Annotated in this window: 16 protein-coding genes; 5 read left to right on the forward strand and 11 right to left on the reverse strand. The window is 52.6% G+C overall.

Annotated elements, in window-relative coordinates:
* Positions 1-17: 17 nt before the first annotated feature.
* Positions 18-851, forward strand: a complete 834-nt coding sequence (fghA, locus tag BW941_RS12525; protein ID WP_076516551.1) for an S-formylglutathione hydrolase — start codon at positions 18-20, stop codon at positions 849-851.
* 149 nt (positions 852-1000) lie between these two features.
* Complete coding sequence (locus BW941_RS12530) at positions 1001-1444, forward strand: hemerythrin domain-containing protein (protein WP_076516553.1); 444 nt, start codon at positions 1001-1003, stop codon at positions 1442-1444.
* A 44-nt stretch (positions 1445-1488) separates the two neighbouring features.
* Here BW941_RS12530 and BW941_RS12535 read toward each other — a convergent pair whose 3' ends face one another.
* Positions 1489-2874 carry an aminotransferase-like domain-containing protein gene (locus tag BW941_RS12535; protein ID WP_076516555.1) on the reverse strand — a complete coding sequence of 462 codons (1386 nt, stop codon included), beginning with the start codon at positions 2872-2874 and terminating at the stop codon, positions 1489-1491.
* A 113-nt stretch (positions 2875-2987) separates the two neighbouring features.
* On the opposite strand from BW941_RS12535, the gene ccoG reads away from it, so the two are divergent.
* The 3 genes from ccoG to BW941_RS12550 all read left to right on the forward strand — a co-directional run bounded on the left by ccoG (position 2988) and on the right by BW941_RS12550 (position 6750).
* Positions 2988-4310, forward strand: a complete 1323-nt coding sequence (ccoG, locus tag BW941_RS12540; RefSeq protein WP_076516557.1) for a cytochrome c oxidase accessory protein CcoG — start codon at positions 2988-2990, stop codon at positions 4308-4310.
* Between the two features lie 123 nt (positions 4311-4433).
* Positions 4434-4946 (forward strand): hypothetical protein, encoded by a 513-nt coding sequence (locus BW941_RS12545; RefSeq protein ID WP_076516559.1) that lies wholly within the window; start codon positions 4434-4436, stop codon positions 4944-4946.
* Between the two features lie 121 nt (positions 4947-5067).
* Complete coding sequence (locus BW941_RS12550) at positions 5068-6750, forward strand: class I SAM-dependent methyltransferase (RefSeq protein WP_076516561.1); 1683 nt, start codon at positions 5068-5070, stop codon at positions 6748-6750.
* A 143-nt stretch (positions 6751-6893) separates the two neighbouring features.
* Here BW941_RS12550 and mtnC read toward each other — a convergent pair whose 3' ends face one another.
* The 10 genes from mtnC to pcnB all read right to left on the reverse strand — a co-directional run bounded on the left by mtnC (position 6894) and on the right by pcnB (position 15988).
* Positions 6894-7601 (reverse strand): acireductone synthase, encoded by a 708-nt coding sequence (gene mtnC / locus BW941_RS12555; protein ID WP_076516563.1) that lies wholly within the window; start codon positions 7599-7601, stop codon positions 6894-6896.
* Positions 7602-7608: 7 nt separating this feature from the next.
* Positions 7609-8154: a 1,2-dihydroxy-3-keto-5-methylthiopentene dioxygenase gene (locus tag BW941_RS12560; RefSeq protein ID WP_076516565.1), complete on the reverse strand. Its 546-nt coding sequence runs from the start codon at positions 8152-8154 to the stop codon at positions 7609-7611.
* A gap of 7 nt (positions 8155-8161) precedes the next feature.
* Positions 8162-8806: a methylthioribulose 1-phosphate dehydratase gene (locus tag BW941_RS12565; protein WP_076516567.1), complete on the reverse strand. Its 645-nt coding sequence runs from the start codon at positions 8804-8806 to the stop codon at positions 8162-8164.
* 14 nt (positions 8807-8820) lie between these two features.
* Positions 8821-9825 (reverse strand): S-methyl-5-thioribose-1-phosphate isomerase, encoded by a 1005-nt coding sequence (gene mtnA, locus BW941_RS12570; protein ID WP_076516569.1) that lies wholly within the window; start codon positions 9823-9825, stop codon positions 8821-8823.
* 291 nt (positions 9826-10116) lie between these two features.
* On the reverse strand, positions 10117-11775 hold the full coding sequence (gene pgi, locus BW941_RS12575; protein ID WP_076516571.1) for a glucose-6-phosphate isomerase: 1659 nt from the start codon (positions 11773-11775) through the stop codon (positions 10117-10119).
* Between the two features lie 118 nt (positions 11776-11893).
* Entirely contained in the window at positions 11894-12274 is a 381-nt protein-coding gene (gene panD / locus BW941_RS12580; protein ID WP_076516573.1) for an aspartate 1-decarboxylase, read from the reverse strand.
* Positions 12275-12393: 119 nt separating this feature from the next.
* On the reverse strand, positions 12394-13254 hold the full coding sequence (panC, locus tag BW941_RS12585; RefSeq protein WP_076516575.1) for a pantoate--beta-alanine ligase: 861 nt from the start codon (positions 13252-13254) through the stop codon (positions 12394-12396).
* Positions 13251-14060 (reverse strand): 3-methyl-2-oxobutanoate hydroxymethyltransferase, encoded by an 810-nt coding sequence (panB, locus tag BW941_RS12590; protein WP_076516577.1) that lies wholly within the window; start codon positions 14058-14060, stop codon positions 13251-13253. Before panB ends, panC begins: the two co-directional genes overlap by 4 nt.
* A gap of 60 nt (positions 14061-14120) precedes the next feature.
* The gene (gene folK, locus BW941_RS12595) at positions 14121-14615 is read right to left on the reverse strand and encodes a 2-amino-4-hydroxy-6-hydroxymethyldihydropteridine diphosphokinase (protein ID WP_076516579.1); all 495 of its coding nucleotides are present in this window, start codon (positions 14613-14615) and stop codon (positions 14121-14123) included.
* 5 nt (positions 14616-14620) lie between these two features.
* The gene (gene pcnB, locus BW941_RS12600) at positions 14621-15988 is read right to left on the reverse strand and encodes a polynucleotide adenylyltransferase PcnB (protein ID WP_076516582.1); all 1368 of its coding nucleotides are present in this window, start codon (positions 15986-15988) and stop codon (positions 14621-14623) included.
* Positions 15989-16101: the final 113 nt, after the last annotated feature.

The raw sequence follows: 16101 nt of genomic DNA on the forward strand, positions 1-16101 counted from the left end.
ACCCTGGGTATTAAGTCATGGAAAAAGTCAGCGAAAACCGTTGTTTTGACGGTCGTCAGCTACAGTTTACGCACCGTTCTGCGGTGCTTAACTGTGAGATGCGCTTCGGTATTTATCTGCCTCCGCAGGCTGAAGTCAGAAATGTACCTGTGCTCTACTGGTTATCTGGCCTCACCTGTACCGATGAGAACTTCACTCACAAAGCGGGTGCGCAGCGCGTGGCGGCCGAATTAGGTATGGCGATTGTGATGCCGGATACATCACCTCGCGGTGAAGGCGTACCCGACGACCCTGACGGCGCTTACGATTTTGGACTGGGCGCAGGTTTTTACGTGAATGCGACCGAAACGCCATGGTCTGAACATTACAAGATGTACGATTATGTCGTTAAAGAATTGCCTGAACTGATTGAAGCCGAATTTCCGGTGACGGATAAACGCGCTATCAGTGGTCATTCAATGGGTGGTCATGGTGCGATTATACTGGCGTTGAATAATCCGGATCGCTACACCAGTATCTCCGCCTTCAGCCCGATCTGTAATCCCATGGATTGCCCTTGGGGCGAAAAAGCGCTGGGTAATTACCTTGGCGCTGATAAGGCTGCCTGGGCGAAGCACGACGCCAGTTATCTGGTTCGTCATGCGGATAAGCAATTACCTTTGCTGGTGGATCAGGGACTTGCGGATAACTTCCTCGTCGAGCAGCTGAAGCCTGAAGCGCTGGAAGCAGCCGCCGCAGAATCCGGCTACGCACTGAAGCTCCGTCGTCATGAAGGGTATGACCACAGTTACTTTTTCATCTCCAGTTTTATTGAAGAGCATCTCCGCTTTCATGCGAAATACCTCGGTTGAGAATCTCGCATGAACCTTCTCTGAGTGTTTTCTCAGAGCTTCTCTTGCCCGGCATTGCCGGGCTTTTTTTTTGAACTTTCTGATTCTTATCGCAACTGAATTAAGGCAACCGCGATAAATTTCAGGAAGCATCAATTCAGGAGAACACCATGAGCACGATATTTGAAAAACTACGTGAAGACCATGAAGTACAACGTGAACTGATGAATAGCATTGCATCTACTTCGGGTGATGAATCGGTCAGAAGAGAGCAGATGAAGCTACTTAAAGAAGAATTGACCGAACATGCTGCCGCAGAGGAACGCCATTTTTATTCAAAGTTAATGGCGCACGATAATAGCCAGGATAAAGCGCGCCACAGCGTTGCAGAGCACAAAGACATCGATGATCTGGTAGAAGAGCTGGAAACTATCGACATGAGTAGCCCACAGTGGCTGCAAAAGTTTAAAGACCTGAAGCATCTTGTCGAACACCATCTCGAGGAAGAAGAGCAGGAAGTTTTTCAGGTGGCAGGTAAAGAACTGACCGATAATCAGAAAGAAGTTCTGGCTGAAAAATACGACAACGATATGGAGCGTCGTCGCAGCGCCTGATATCAGGTACTGAGTGTCTTAACTGAGCTAACTATCTGAACCAGCTAGCTGAGTAACTTACCGATCACCGACAGAGCCTTCTGTCGGTGGTCATTCCAGGGGTGTGCGAAACTCAGGCGAAGGTAGTTACTGAATTTATTCTTTGTTGAAAAAAGTGCCCCAGGTGCGATAAAAACGCCCTCGTTTTTCAATTTTGAAAACAAAGCCGAAGTATCCTGATCCGGCTCAAGTTCGATCCATAAAGTTAAACCTCCCTCCGGGACCTCAACATTCGTAACTGCAGTCCAGTCACGGACATGATTTAAGAGGTGTTCGCTTTGTTGGCGTAAGCATTTCTGTTGTCGTTTCAGATGCGAATCGTAGTCCCCATTGGAGATAAACTCCGCAAGCCCGTTCTGTACGCTTAAAGGGCTGGCTAATTGAGTAACCAGCTTTAATTGCAGTAATGCCTGTTGCCAGCGGCCACCACTGATCCAGCCGATGCGCAGGTCTCGGGATAAAGACTTTGAGAATGAGCTACATAGAATGACACGCCCAGACTGATCCAGTTTCTTAAGTGGATCAGGCGTATACGAAAGCGCCGTATCGGCATAGATATCATCTTCAATCACCGCAAAGTCCTGCTGTTCTGCTAGCTGCAAAAATTGCTTGCGCGCCGGATCAGGCATGACTGCCCCCGCGGGTGTCGAATAGCAGGGGGAAACGATACAGGCTTTAACTGGCCACTTTTCTGCGGCCTGCTGTAAAGCATCGACTGACATACCTGTCAGCGGTGATGAAGGGATTTCTATCACTTTTAACTGTAACTGCTCCAGCAGTTGAAGCGCACCATAAAATCCGGGTGACTCTACAGCGACTACATCACCGGCTTTGCAGGTCGCCATTAGTGCAAGAAACAAAGCATTCTGACACCCGGAAGTAACAATGAAATCTTCGTAAGTAAGTTTACAGCCGCGGCGCAGATATCGCATGGCGAGCTGCTCACGAAGAATGACCGAGCCCGAAGGGTCATCGTAGTAAAGGTGGCTTTGACCGCGTTGGCGTCGCATTACGCGATTGATTGAGCGGTTTAATAACTCCAGCCCTTGTGTGTTTTCACCTCCGGCGCCGGGTACTAAATCAAAAGCCGCTCCATTTTGCATTAAGTCCATCAGCAATGGACTGACCCTGGCGTTAACGGGTGCAGCCGGGCGGGGTGTGGCTGACACGGGAGCCCCGCGTTCAGTAACGTAATATCCAGACCGAGGTCTTGCGGCAACCAACCCGCGCGCCTCCAGGCGGCTCAGCGCGTGCAGCACAGTCCCCTTCGCAAGATCATGTCTCTCGCATAACACTCTTACAGAAGGCAGCCTGTCGCCGGCATTCAATCTGCCTTCGACTATCTGCTCAGCCAGTAAGTCTTCGAGAATCTGATATTGATGAATCTTCATAAGGTTAACTGTACCACTTAAATTTTATAAAAGTGTGCCTTTTGTGGTACAGATAGGGCGCGTACCCTCACCTCAGCATAGAGAGAAAGCTGTAATCTGAGGAGGTAACAGGTATGCAAAGAATTCCAGCACTGGATATTACTCCCGCTCAGTCCGGAGAGAAGATACACGTACGGTTATTCTCCGGCCGCTTTCAGACACTGCGCCGCCTGATCAGCTGGCCGCTGCTGCTCGCATACTTTGGCCTTGCCTGGGTCAACATCAATGGGCAGCAGGCGTTACTGTTCTCGATTGAAGACCGCAGGCTATATTTCTTTGGCACCCAATGGGGCTGGCACGACTTCCCGGTACTTGCGGGTGTACTCATTATCGCTGCCATTGCGTTATTTGCGGCATCGGCTGTGGTGGGCAGAATCTGGTGTGGTACAGCGTGTCCGCAAAGTGTCTGGACCTGGCTGTTCCTGCGCGTCGAAGAAGTGACCGAAGGCCCAGCCTGGACGCGTAAGCGCATGGATGAAAAAGGCCTCACCACAGAGCAACGCCTGCGCAGGGTCAGTAAACATGCACTTTGGTTACTGTTGGCCGCCGCGACTGCCATCACCTTCACCGGCTACTTTGTACCTGTTCGTGAATTAGTGCCTGAAACCCTACTGGGTGAGGCGAGCCTCACAACAGGCATCTGGCTCATCACCATGACAGCACTCACTTACCTGAACGCGGGGCTGGTGCGCGAAAAAATATGCCTGCATGCCTGCCCGTACTCGCGCTTTCAGAGCGTTATGTTCGATGACAACACCCGGACCGTTACCTACGACAAAACACGAAGCAGCGACTGTATTGATTGCAGCCTCTGCGTACAGGTATGCCCAACGGGGATCGACATTCGCGATGGCCTGCAGGCTGCCTGCATCGACTGCGGTGCCTGTATTGATGCCTGCGATAGCGTCATGGATAAAATTAAAAAGCCGCGAGGACTAATTACCTACAACTCGGTAGAAAAGATCCGCACGGGTAACAGCCCTATCCTGCGAACACGCACTCTGGCCTACGGCGTAGTGATTAGTGTGGCTGTGGTTGTTCTGGGTAGTTTTATAGCCCAGCGGGATAGCATCGTCGTTGATATCCAACGCGACCGCCAACAGCTTTACTACCAGACGGTGAACGACCAGACCTGCAACAGCTACCAGCTCGAAGTTGAATACTTTGCACCGGGCAGCCACCGCGTCGCTGTCGCGATACAAGGCCTGAAACAGGCCCAACTTTCGGGGCCTGCAACACTGCTCGTGCCAGAAAATGGTGTCGCAACGCAGCAATATCAGGTGTGTGTGGACACAGCGGCGCTGAGTCGCGGTGCGTATCGCAGTGATATTGAGTTTGTAATTGCGGCAGGCGATGAAAAGGTGGTGCGAGGGACGACGTTTATTGTGGGTCGATAGCCTGATTGCGCCATCATTTAGGGGACGTCCTATTCCCTGTCGCAGAATGCCAGTTTTCAATTGCTGTTAAGTCTCAGTTCTAACAAACTGGATTCACGAAAAGCGTTACGCAGGGAGAAAGCGATGTGTAAGAAACTAGATGGATTCGGAAATGCAAAGCTACCAACCGGATATGGAACAGTATCCTGCAAGGTCACCTTAAATGGCCATGAATTGGGCGTATGCTGGAGTAAACAGACAACCTATTGCGACGGTACCGAGCATGCGGAAGATGCTGTATGTGATCACATGCAAAGCATTTTGTTCGGCTTAGATGGTTTCCAGATGCCAGAAGGGGTAGTTGCGGATATCCGGCATGTTAGAACTCATGGAAACAATGAGTTAGAGATAACTGAATTGACAGCATCTCCATGTTCATCTTCTACGAACCCCAAGACTTCTTCTAAGCCAGATACTGTAGGGTGCACAGAACGACTGATCGAGTTGAAAAACATGTGGGAGAGTGATGGCTATAAGCTGACTATCTCAATTGAAGCAGATCATTTATATCAGCCCCGTATTAGGGGCGCTAAGGCTGCTTCCGTTGAAGCCGCCAAGGCTCTTATTGCTGCTGGAATCAGCATCAAAGTCGGTTAACTTTCAGCGTGCTGTAATGATCCAGAAGTGACCGTATCAAGCTGAGGTTGAGGCATGTTATACATAACGTCAATCGTCAGGTAGAGTGTTTCGAGTGAGGTAGTAAGGAGTATCACTCGTAATGGATGACCAAACGGCGAAGTTCTATAGCCATAATGTCAGCGATGTAATTAGTCGCTACGACGCCATCGATAGCCCGATATCGAAATATTTTTCACTGGCCTTTCCAAAGCCGGCTTCGCAGATTCTGGATGTTGGTTGTGGTTCTGGACGTGACCTCCGTGCACTGCTTGCTGCTGGGTATAATGCATTTGGAATCGAGCCTGTCGAAGAACTCAGGCGGGCTGCAATTCAACGTTATCCATCTCTTTCCAGCTGCCTTTGGTCTGGTGTACTTCCTGGGTTTTCAGTAGACGAGAAATTCGATGGCGTAGTGTGCAGTGCTGTCCTTATGCATATTCCTCAAGGGCAGCAGCTAGAGGCATTTCTCGATATCAGAAATCTCCTGAAAGTAGGAGGTCGCTTACTACTCTCGATTCCCGCTACCAGAGATGATCTCGATGAAGACTTCCGTGATCCTGATGGACGACTCTTTGTTCCTACTGATCCAGAACGAATTCGCTTAATTGCTGAACAGATTGGATTCACATTTATCAGTCATACTCAAGACACTGACAGTCTCGGTCGCCCTGGGTATGCGTGGAATACTCTGATTTTTGAGAAGTCCACTGAGGCTAATCGTCCTTTAGATCGCATTGAATCTGTACTAAGAAACGATAGAAAAGTCGCTACTTATAAACTGGCTTTACTTCGGGCATTCTGTGATATCGCAGAGCGTGATGAGAATGCAGTGACCTGGTTTCCGGATGGTTATGTTGGGATGCCGATTGAAGCTCTGGCAGAGTGTTGGTTAGCGTATTACTGGCCATTGGTCACGGCGCCAGTGCATATTCCGCAGAGCACTACCGATCATTCAGGTTCAGCGAGAGCGATTACCTTCCGGAGCGAGTTGGGTGAGTTAAGTCGTTTATGTCAGGAATATTTTGATCCAGATCCTGATATCGCATACACCTTATTTACGCTGGCATGGAAGAAGGGAACTCTGTCTAACGATATTGCCCGTAAATTGCGGCTTACCTTTTCTGCTATCAGAACCGCTCTGAGAGATGGTCCGGTTAAACATGCTGCTCAAGGAGGAATGTTCCGATATCAGTCCGGGCAGGTAATGCTGCAGGTGGATCTATGGCGGGAATTTTGTCTTTCCAGTCATTGGATCAGAGACTCTCTGATTCTACGTTGGTCAGAGCTTTGTGAAAAATTCTCAGCGACTAACGACCCTGCGATTCAGCGCGGTGTGACTTTACCTTATCTGCTGAAAGAAGGCTTACCTGAGCGCGAGCAGGGTATCGCCCGGCGTATGTATGAAGAGCGTGAAAACCTATCCTGTGTCTGGAGTGATAAGAAAATCACTTTGGCAACCATGGACGTAGATCATGCGTTGCCGTTCTCTCTCTGGCGCAATAACGATTTGTGGAATCTTTTGCCTGCCGCACGAAAAGTGAATAACGAGAAGCGGGATAAAATTCCGACACCTGAGCTTTTGCGCAGTCGAAAAGAGGCTATCGTCGACCTCTGGCAATTTGCTAATGAGGTTGAGCCAAAAGTCTTTCAGTTTGAGGTAGAGAGGACTTTAGGTAAGTTCCATAAGTCGTGTTGGGAGCAAGAGCTTTTTCAATATATGTCTGAGCGAGCAGCTGTGGCGATATATCGGCGTGGCGAGACTGCGTGGAATTATGGTGCTTGAGAGCAATTCAGGTGTGCACTGCAAACCCCATGGTTTATTCGAGAGGTTTCTTGATTACCAAAGCCGCGTCGGGGATATGATCCCCTCTCACAAGGGAGGCGCGGTAGGGTGCGCAGTGCGCGCATCAAACCAGTAGAAGAATCTCAGATCTCTGCAAAACCCTTCACGGCTTTATGCTCAGCATCCGCCGGTATGCCGTCTTCACGAACCAACCACACAGTCTGCATTCCGGCTTCTTTCGCGGCATCCAGTTCTTCTTTGATGTCTGACAAAAACAGCACGTCTTTGGCGTTTAATCCGGCGTGTGTTTTCTGCAGTTCAGCAAGGATATTCCGATAAGACTGAGTCTCGCGTTTGCCGCCCATCAAGGTATCGAAATGGCCTTTAAATAAAGGCAGCAGGTTGCCATCCTGCGAGTAGCCGAAGAAGAGTTCCTGGGCTTTTACCGAGCCTGAGGAATAAACGTACAGTGGCAGGCCGCTGTCGTACCATTTTTTCAGGTATTCGGTGGCGTCCGGGTAGATGTGCGCTTGGTAGTCGCCATTTTCATACCCGGTTTTCCAGATCAGGCCTTGCAGGGCTTTGAGTGGGGTGGCTTTGCGGTCTTCGCTGATCCATTGCATCAGTTTGGCGATGAGTGCATCCGTATTGTCTGCATTAATTGCGTCACCGTCTTCTGCAGCGAGTTCTGCCGTCTGTTGCAGGGCGGTCTGAACTTTTTCGTCGTTAATATTTTCTTTTACGAACGCGGGCAGGTGGTCTGCCGCGTACGGGAAAAGTACGTCTTTAACGAAAGAGATCGAAGACGTGGTGCCTTCGATATCGGTCAGGATCAGTTTGACGTTCTGCATAGCGGAATCAGTTTTCTAAACGGTTAAAGCGGTCGGCAATATCGCTGCCGGTGAAGTTCGCGACCCAGCCTTCCGGGTTGTTGAACAGGCGGATGGCGATAAAGTTCGGGTTCGGGCCCATGTCGAACCAGTGGGTGGTGTTCGCTGGCACGCTGATGAGGTCGCCTTGGGTGCACAGCACTTCGTAGACTTTTTCGCCGATGTGCAGGGTGAACAGGCCTTCGCCACCGACGAAGAAACGTACTTCGTCTTCGCTGTGGGTGTGTTCGCTCAGGAACTTCTGACGGAATTCGCCTTTCTGAGAGTGATCGGCGCTGAGGCTGATAACGTCCACCGTCTGGTAGCCATCGTTTTTCTTCAGGCGGTCGATGTCTTTCTGGTAGGCCGCGATGACCTCTTCTTGTGGCGCACCCGGCTCAAGTTCTGCGTCGGTTTCCCACTGTTCGTAACGCACACCAGCTTCTGCCAGTTTTGCGGCCATTTTTTCTTTGTTGTCGGTGGTGAACAACAGGTTGGTGACGTCGTGGTCTGTGTATACGCGGAGTACGCTCATAGTGGCCTCACGGTTGGCGTATTTTTAATAATTCGAGTTGGTAACCTAACAGGTGTTCGAGCGCCTCAAGATGGCGGTAACACTCTGCGAGTTCTTTGCCCCAGGTATAAACCCCGTGGCCACGGATCAGGTAGGCATGTCCCTGACCGTGTTCCTGCATATGCGTTTCTACCTGCGCAGACAGGCGGTCGATGTCCTGATCGTTTGGAAAAATCGGGAAGGTGACGATACCTTCGTGGGTGGTCTCGCCAGCGAAAGCTTTCTGCAGTTCCCAGCCAGTAATGCTCAGGCTGTTTTCTTTCCAGATCTGCGACAGTAACACGACGGTCGGTGAGTGCGTATGCAGCACGGCGCCGATATTGCCATCGCGTCGATACAGTTGCGTGTGCAGGCCGGTTTCTGCCGAAGGCTTACCTTCTGACAGTGGTTTGCCGTCCATGTTCACCGCCAGAATATCGGCTGGGGTCAGCTCGCCTTTGTGTTTGCCGGAGCTGGTGAGGGCACAGACGTCTTCGTTCAAGCGTACAGAGTAGTTTGAGCTGGTGGCGGGCGACCAGTTGTTACCGTAGAGAATACGGCCGTATCGGCAGAGTTCTTCGGCGGCTTTCTGGAAGTCTGCCTTGTTGAATGCGGCTTTGTTGTAAGCAGTCATAAGTCGCTACCTGCTCAGCTGTTGACCATAACGGCGATATTTTCCACCGTTGGATTTTCGACAAAGCCTTTCTCGGTCACGATAGCGTCGATCAGCTCCGCCGGTGTAACATCGAACGATGGATTGATCGCTTCACAGCCTTCTGGCGCAATTGGCTGGCCGTTAAGAGACGTCACTTCTGACATCGGGCGCTGTTCAATCGGGATGGCATTGCCGCTGTCGAGTGTCAGGTCGAAAGTCGTGGTCGGTGCGGCAACCATGACTTTCATGCCGTGGTGTTTGGCTAAAACTGCCAGGCTGTAAGTACCAATTTTGTTGGCAACGTCGCCGTTGGCGGTGATGCGGTCGGCACCGACAATCACCCAGTCTGCGCCGTTAGCACGGAACAGTTGCGCGGCTGCGCCATCACACACCAGTTTCACCGGAATATTATCCTGCATCAGCTCCCATGCGGTTAAGCGTGCGCCTTGCAGCCAGGGGCGGGTTTCACCGGCGTATACCTGGGTGATTTTTCCGTCGGCGTAGGCCGAGCGGATGATGCCCAATGCGGTACCGTGGCCACCGGTTGCCAGTGCGCCTGTGTTGCAGTGGGTGTAAATGCGGCTGCCTTCTTTAATCAGCGAAGCGCCAAACTGCCCCATAGCCAAATTAGCAGCGATGTCTTCTTCGTGAATCTTTTTCGCTTCGGCGACCAGTGCGTGTGGGTCTTCGGTACCCAGGCTGGCCATGCGCTCCAGTGCCCAGAACAGGTTAACGGCGGTTGGGCGGGATTCTGCCAATACTTTATAGGCTTCGCCAAGATCACGGCCGTTTAAAGCATCCAGTGCGTAACCGTAGGCGGCGGTGATACCGATGGCAGGTGCGCCACGCACGACCATGTCACGGATGGCATCAGCAACATCATTGGCGGTGGTGTATTCATGCACTGTGTGAGTGTGCGGCAGTACGCGCTGATCTAAAAGATGCAGCGATTGGCCGCGCCATTCGATGGCATGAAACGATGATGAATGCGCTGTCATAGGTAACACCAGACCGAGGGGTTAAAGCGCCGCATTTTACACCGGTTCAGCTTAACTTGTCGTGTGTGTCGCTGCCGCATGTTGGACTCCACCACCGCGGAGGTGATCGCGGTCTTGGGTGAAGCATGAAGCGGCCCTTGTTGGCATGGGCGCCGGCAATAAAATTATTGCGGAGGTAACAACTGCGCCAGAATGGCTGTTTGCAGCCTTTGCCAGCAGGGATGCTGGCACAGAGTTTACAGGGATGTATTTACAACGTGCTGCACTCAGACATTCTGGGGGTGTTCCGGGTTACAGAAGCTTCTGCATGCGATGGAAGGCGTTAATCAGACCATTGGTCGATCCGTCGAAACCGTCCGGCGCGCTTTGTGATTCCAGAGCATCGAGTACTTTGTTGCCGAGCTTTTTACCCAGCTCCACACCCCACTGGTCGAATGAGTTAACGTCCCAGAGCATGCCCTGTGCGGCAACTTTATGCTCGTAAAGCGCAATCAGTGCACCAACCACCTGAGGCGTCGATTTCGGGAAGTACAGCGTGTTGGACGGGCGGTTACCCGGAATCACTTTATGTGGCGCCAGCACCATGGCTTCGGCTTTGCTCATGCCTGAAGCAACCAACTCTTCGATGGCTTCGTCTTCCGATTTGCCCTGCAACAGCGCCTGGCTCTGCGAGAGACAGTTAGATACCAGCATCGCATGGAAGTTATCAATCGGGTTGTGACTGTTCATCGGCATGATGAAGTCACAAGGCGAGAAGTGCGTGCCCTGGTGCAACAGCTGGTGGAACGCGTGCTGACCATTGGTACCCACACCGCCCCAGATCACCGGGCCGGTGTTGTAATTCACTTTGCTGCCATCAATGGTCACGCTTTTGCCGTTACTTTCCATATCAAGCTGCTGCAGGTGCGCAGGCAGTGAGCGCAGGTAGTGATCGTACGGCAGGATGGCGTGTGAGTTCACACCGAAGAAGTTAACGTACCAGACACCCAGCAAGGCCATGATGACGGGCATATTGTGTTCGAGTGGGGCCGTGCGGAAATGCTCATCCATCAGGTAAGCACCGCGCAGCAGGTCGCGGAAGTTATCAATCCCTATGGCCAGTGCCAGCGGAAGACCGATGGCCGACCAGAGCGAATAACGACCGCCGACCCAGTCCCACATCGGGAAGATATTCTCTTCAGAAATACCAAACGCTGTGGCTTTTTCGACGTTTGAAGACACCGCGGTGAAGTGCTTGCACAGGTCGCCTTCGGTACCGCCGTTATCAAGGAACCACTGTCGGCAGGCATTGGCATTCTTCAGGGTTTCCTGAGTACCAAAGGACTTCGACTGGATAATAAACAGGGTGGTCGCTGGATCAAGTCGCTTCAGAATCTCAGTAATGTGCGAGCCGTCGATGTTGGCAAGGTAGTGAATGTTCAGGCGGCTGTCCCAGTAGGGCTTGAGCGCGCTGGAGGCCAGTTTCGGGCCGAGGAACGAACCACCGATACCGATGGATACCACGTCAGTAAAAGGCTTGTTGGTGTAGCCGCGCCATTGGTTACGACGGATCTTCCAGCAGAACTCTTCCATGCGATGAACTGTCTCGCGGATCTCTGGCATGATGTTTTCGCCGTCGACCATGATGTCGCGGTCGCCGAAGTTACGCAGAGCGGTGTGCAGTGCCGGACGGTTTTCGCTGCGGTTAATGGTTTCGCCATTGAACATGGCTCCGATTTTCGCTGGCAGGTCCTGCTCACGGGCAAGGCTCAGCAGCAGAGACATGGTGTCTTCGGTGATGCGGTTTTTGGAGTAGTCGAGGGTCAGGCCTGCAGCTTCAAGCTGGAAGGTGTCAAAGCGGTTGGGGTCTTCGTTAAACCAGTCACGCATGTGGTGATCACTGATGCGGCTGTAGTGTTCCTGAAGGTCTTTCCACGCTGCTGACTGCGTCAGGCTTCCTGTGTATCCCATTGGTTTTCCTGCACTTTTTCCGTAATTATTGAATTGAGTATACGGTGTGGGTAATCAACGGGCAAAAAAAGACCGCCCGGAGGCGGCCTTTGTGGTCAGTTTGGCAGTGATCGTGTGATCAGGCCACCTGAACCGGAATGTCGAAGCTGGTGTGGCTGACAGTGTTGTCTTCGTTCATGTACACCATCTTTGGCTTAAAGGTTGCCAGTTCTTCTTCGCTGTAGTTGCCATAAGCGCAGATGATGATGCGGTCGCCAACACTGGCGTGGTGCGCAGCTGCACCGTTTACAGAGATAATGCCTGAGTCGTCTTCGCCACGAATGATATAGGTGGTGAAGCGCTGGCCGTTATCAATGTTGTAGATCTGGATTTGTTCAAACTCACGCATGCCCGTTAGTTCGAGCAGCTTGCCGTCAATGGCACAAGAGCCTTCATAATTCAGCACAGAGTGAGTCACACGTGCCTGGTGAAGCTTGGCTTTCAGCATGATGGTTTGCATGGGTAAACCCTTCAAGTTCTCTGTTCGGACAATCCAAATCCGCGTTGAAACACGTGTTTCTGGCGGCTGTCTGAACTGTTCATTTTCTGGCCTATAGGCGTAAGGCGCGGAAGTATGCCCTAAACAATCCCGCGATTCAACGTTACGACCAGATTATCAATAAGGCGCGCATTGCCTAAAAATGCTGCCCCCAGAATGACCACCTCGGCAACCCCTGATACCGCTGGGCTCAGGTCTGTGGCGGATCTTACTTCGACATAGTCTGGGCGGAATCCGCGCTCTTCAAGGCGAAGACTAGCCGCGCTCAGGCTATTTTCCAGTGACTCACCGGCGTTCAGTGCGTCGGCAATTTCGTTCAGTGTCTTGTAGAGTCCGGTGGCAAGCTGGCGCTCTTCGTCCGTCAGGTAGCCGTTGCGTGAACTCAGGGCCAGTCCGTCTTCCGCGCGGGCAGTCGGGACGGTGACCACCTCCACTGGAATACACAGGTCGTTGACCATTTTCTTGATCACAGCGACCTGCTGGAAGTCTTTTTCACCAAAGAAGGCGGCATCAGGCAGTACCTGATTAAACAGCTTGGTGACCACCGTAGAAACGCCATCGAAGTGCCCTGGGCGACTGCCACCGCACAGGCCTTCAGAGACCACTGGCACGTGGACAATGCTTTGCTCGTCCTGGCCGTTCGGATACATCTCGTCGACGTCCGGTGCGAACAGCAGGTCACAGTCGGCCGCAGCGAGCTTTTCCTGATCCTGTGGCAGGGTGCGTGGATAGCGCTGTAGATCAGTTTTGTCGTTGAACTGGAGCGGATTCACGAAAATGCTGCTGACGACGTAATCGGTCTCAGCGTTGGCGCGATCAACCAGGCTGATGTGGCCCGCGTGAAGGTTCCCCATCGTCGGTACGAAACCAATACGTTTTCCGCTCATACGAGCGTTGCGGACGTGTTCCCGCAGTTCGGCAATGGTATGGACGGTGATCATGCATCGAATCCATGTTCTGGGGCCGGGAAGCTGCCATCGCGGACTTCGTCAGCGTAGGCTTTGATCGCCTCTGGCACATTGCGGCCACCGGTCATGTAGTTTTTCACAAACTTCGGGATGTGCTGAGTATTGAGGCCCAGCATGTCGTAGCAGACCAGCACCTGAGCATCTGTGTCTGAACCTGCACCAATGCCGACGACAGGTACGTTAACCGCTTCTGTAATGCGCTTCGCCAGAGGGCTGGGAACACACTCAAGCAGGATAATATCGGCCCCGGCTTCGGCCAGAGCAATGGAGTGCGCGACCATGGCGTCGGCTTTCTCTTCTTCACGGCCCTGAACGCGATAACCGCCCATTTTGTTAACTGCCTGCGGCGTAAGGCCGAGGTGGGCACATACAGGTACGCCCTGACGAGCCAGGCTTTCTACAAGTGGCACCAGCCAGTCATCGCCTTCGACTTTAACCATGTGAGCACCGGCCTGCATGACAGCACGAGCGCTGTCTACGCCTGTTGCTATATCACCGTAAGTCATAAATGGCAGGTCGGTCATGATCAGTGCCTGGCGTTCAGCGCGGGCGTTACCACGTGCTACAGCAGCCGTGTGATAGACCATTTCTTCCAGTGTGACTGGAATCGTACTGGTCTGGCCCTGAATTACGTTACCGAGTGAATCACCAACCAGCAGAGCCTCAACACCTGCATCGGCGGCCAGTTGGGCGAAGGTGGCATCGTACGCGGTCAGTACAGAAAACTTCTGACCCTTGTCTTTCATGCTTTGTAACGTGCGGATGCTGATAGCGCTCATGCTGTTTGTTCTCCGGTAATCCCGATACGCGGGTAATGGGCGTATGGTGCGGATTGTGGGTTATAAGTCAATAACGGGCGATTGCAACTTGTGCAGATCGCCGTCAAATTCAGGCTGGATCTGACTGAGCCTTTGCCCGTCAGGTAAGGTGAGATCCGGCGCAATCTCCAGTAATGGGGTCACCACGAAAGAGCGGTTCGCCATTTCGTGGTGAGGAAGATTCAGGCGTTCTGAATTCAGTGTTTCATTGCCGTACAGAAGGATATCGAGGTCGATGCAGCGTTCGCCCCAGTGGCGGTGTTTTATCCGGCCCTGGGTCTTTTCAATCGCCTGCAGGGCATCGAGGAGATCCAGAGGCGCCAGAGTTGTCTCAAGTTCGGCGACGGCATTCACGTAGTCGGGCTGATCTTCAGGGCCAAGCGGCGCGCTGCCATAAAGAGAAGAGCAGCGGATGAGCTGAGTCTCTGGCAGAGCTTTCAGTGTTCGCAGGGCGATATGAATCTGCTCGATGGGCCCGTCGATGTTAGCCCCAAGCCCGATATAAACCGTGGTCATTGGGGTCAGCTACGGTTGTTATTGCCGTTGCGACGACGACGCGGGCGACGGCGGCGTTGCCCATCATTGCGCTCGCCTGCACCATCGTTGCGTCTGTCGTGTGAACGACTCGCGGCTGGTGGATGGTCTTTCTGGATTTCGGTCCAGAAATCACACAGCTCTTGCAGGTCTTCGCCGGACTGCTGACGTAGCAACAGGAAGTCGTAAGCGGCACGGAAGCGTGGATGCTGAGTCAGCTCGGCAGCTTTGCGGCTGCGTGTTTTCGGCAGGCGTAGCTGCATTTCCCAGATTTCACGCATCGGAATCGAGAAGCGTTTTGGAATCGCGGTCGCTTTCACCTGTTCCTGAAGCACCTTGTCGGCGGCTTTCTGTTGGGCAGGGTGGGGCGCCATGCCATCGTCTTCGTACTTCTGACGCACTTTATTCAGCTGCGGCCAGAGCAGTGCAGCCAGGAAGAAATACGGTGTTACCGACTTACCCGACTGAATACGGGCATCGGTGTTACGCATGGTGTTCTCGATCAAAGACACGGCGTAATCGTCTTCCTGCATGCGTTGTTCCGCAGACGGGAACAGAGGTTCGAACAGGTGATAGTCACGAAGCATGCGCACAGTCTCCAGTGCGTTGCCTGCCAGAATAAGTTTCAGAGACTCTTCGAACAGACGCGCTGCAGGGATCTGAGTCATCAGTGGTGCCATGTCGCGAATCGGCGCGGCCGTTTTCGCTTCGATGTCGAAGCCAAGTTTTACCGCAAAGCGGATGGCACGGAGCATGCGCACCGGGTCTTCCCGATAACGTGTTGCCGGATCACCGATGAGGCGGATCTGCTTGGCTTTCAGGTCTTCCCAGCCGCCAGCGTAAGAGTGCACACTGAAGTCATCGATGTTGTAGTAAAGGGCATTGATAGTGAAGTCGCGACGCATCGCATCTTCGTCTTTGTTACCGTAGACATTATCGCGCAGGATCATACCCTGATCGCCCTGGCGGGATACTTTGTCCGAATGTTCGTCAGAGGGCGGGGCGCGGAATGTCGCGACTTCAATGACCTCGCGGCCAAATACCACATGAACCAACTTAAACCGACGACCAATCAGGCGTGAGTTGCGGAACAGAGCATTAACCTGCTCTGGCGTCGCATCCGTCGACACATCGAAATCTTTAGGTGACAAACCCAGAAGGTTATCGCGGACACCTCCACCCACCAGATAGGCACCATAGCCAGCTTTACGCAGTCGATAGAGCACCTTAAGCGCAGGCTCACTGATGTTTGTGCGGGAGATAGAATGCTCGTCGCGCGGAATCACACGCAGCTGTACATCGTCAGCATCGGCTTTCTGGCTGAACAGTTTTTTGACTCGGTTGATCAGGGTCACGATAGAAGTGGTTCTCTGGTTAATCTGCGAGCGAGTTTACAGCTAAGCCGGAGCGGACACAAAGTAAACAGTTGAGGCTGGCCCGGAGGGGAGGTAGCAGACAAAGAAAAAGC

It is taken from the genome of Thalassolituus maritimus, assembly GCF_900156675.1.
GTDB lineage: Bacteria > Pseudomonadota > Gammaproteobacteria > Pseudomonadales > Oceanobacteraceae > Thalassolituus > Thalassolituus maritimus.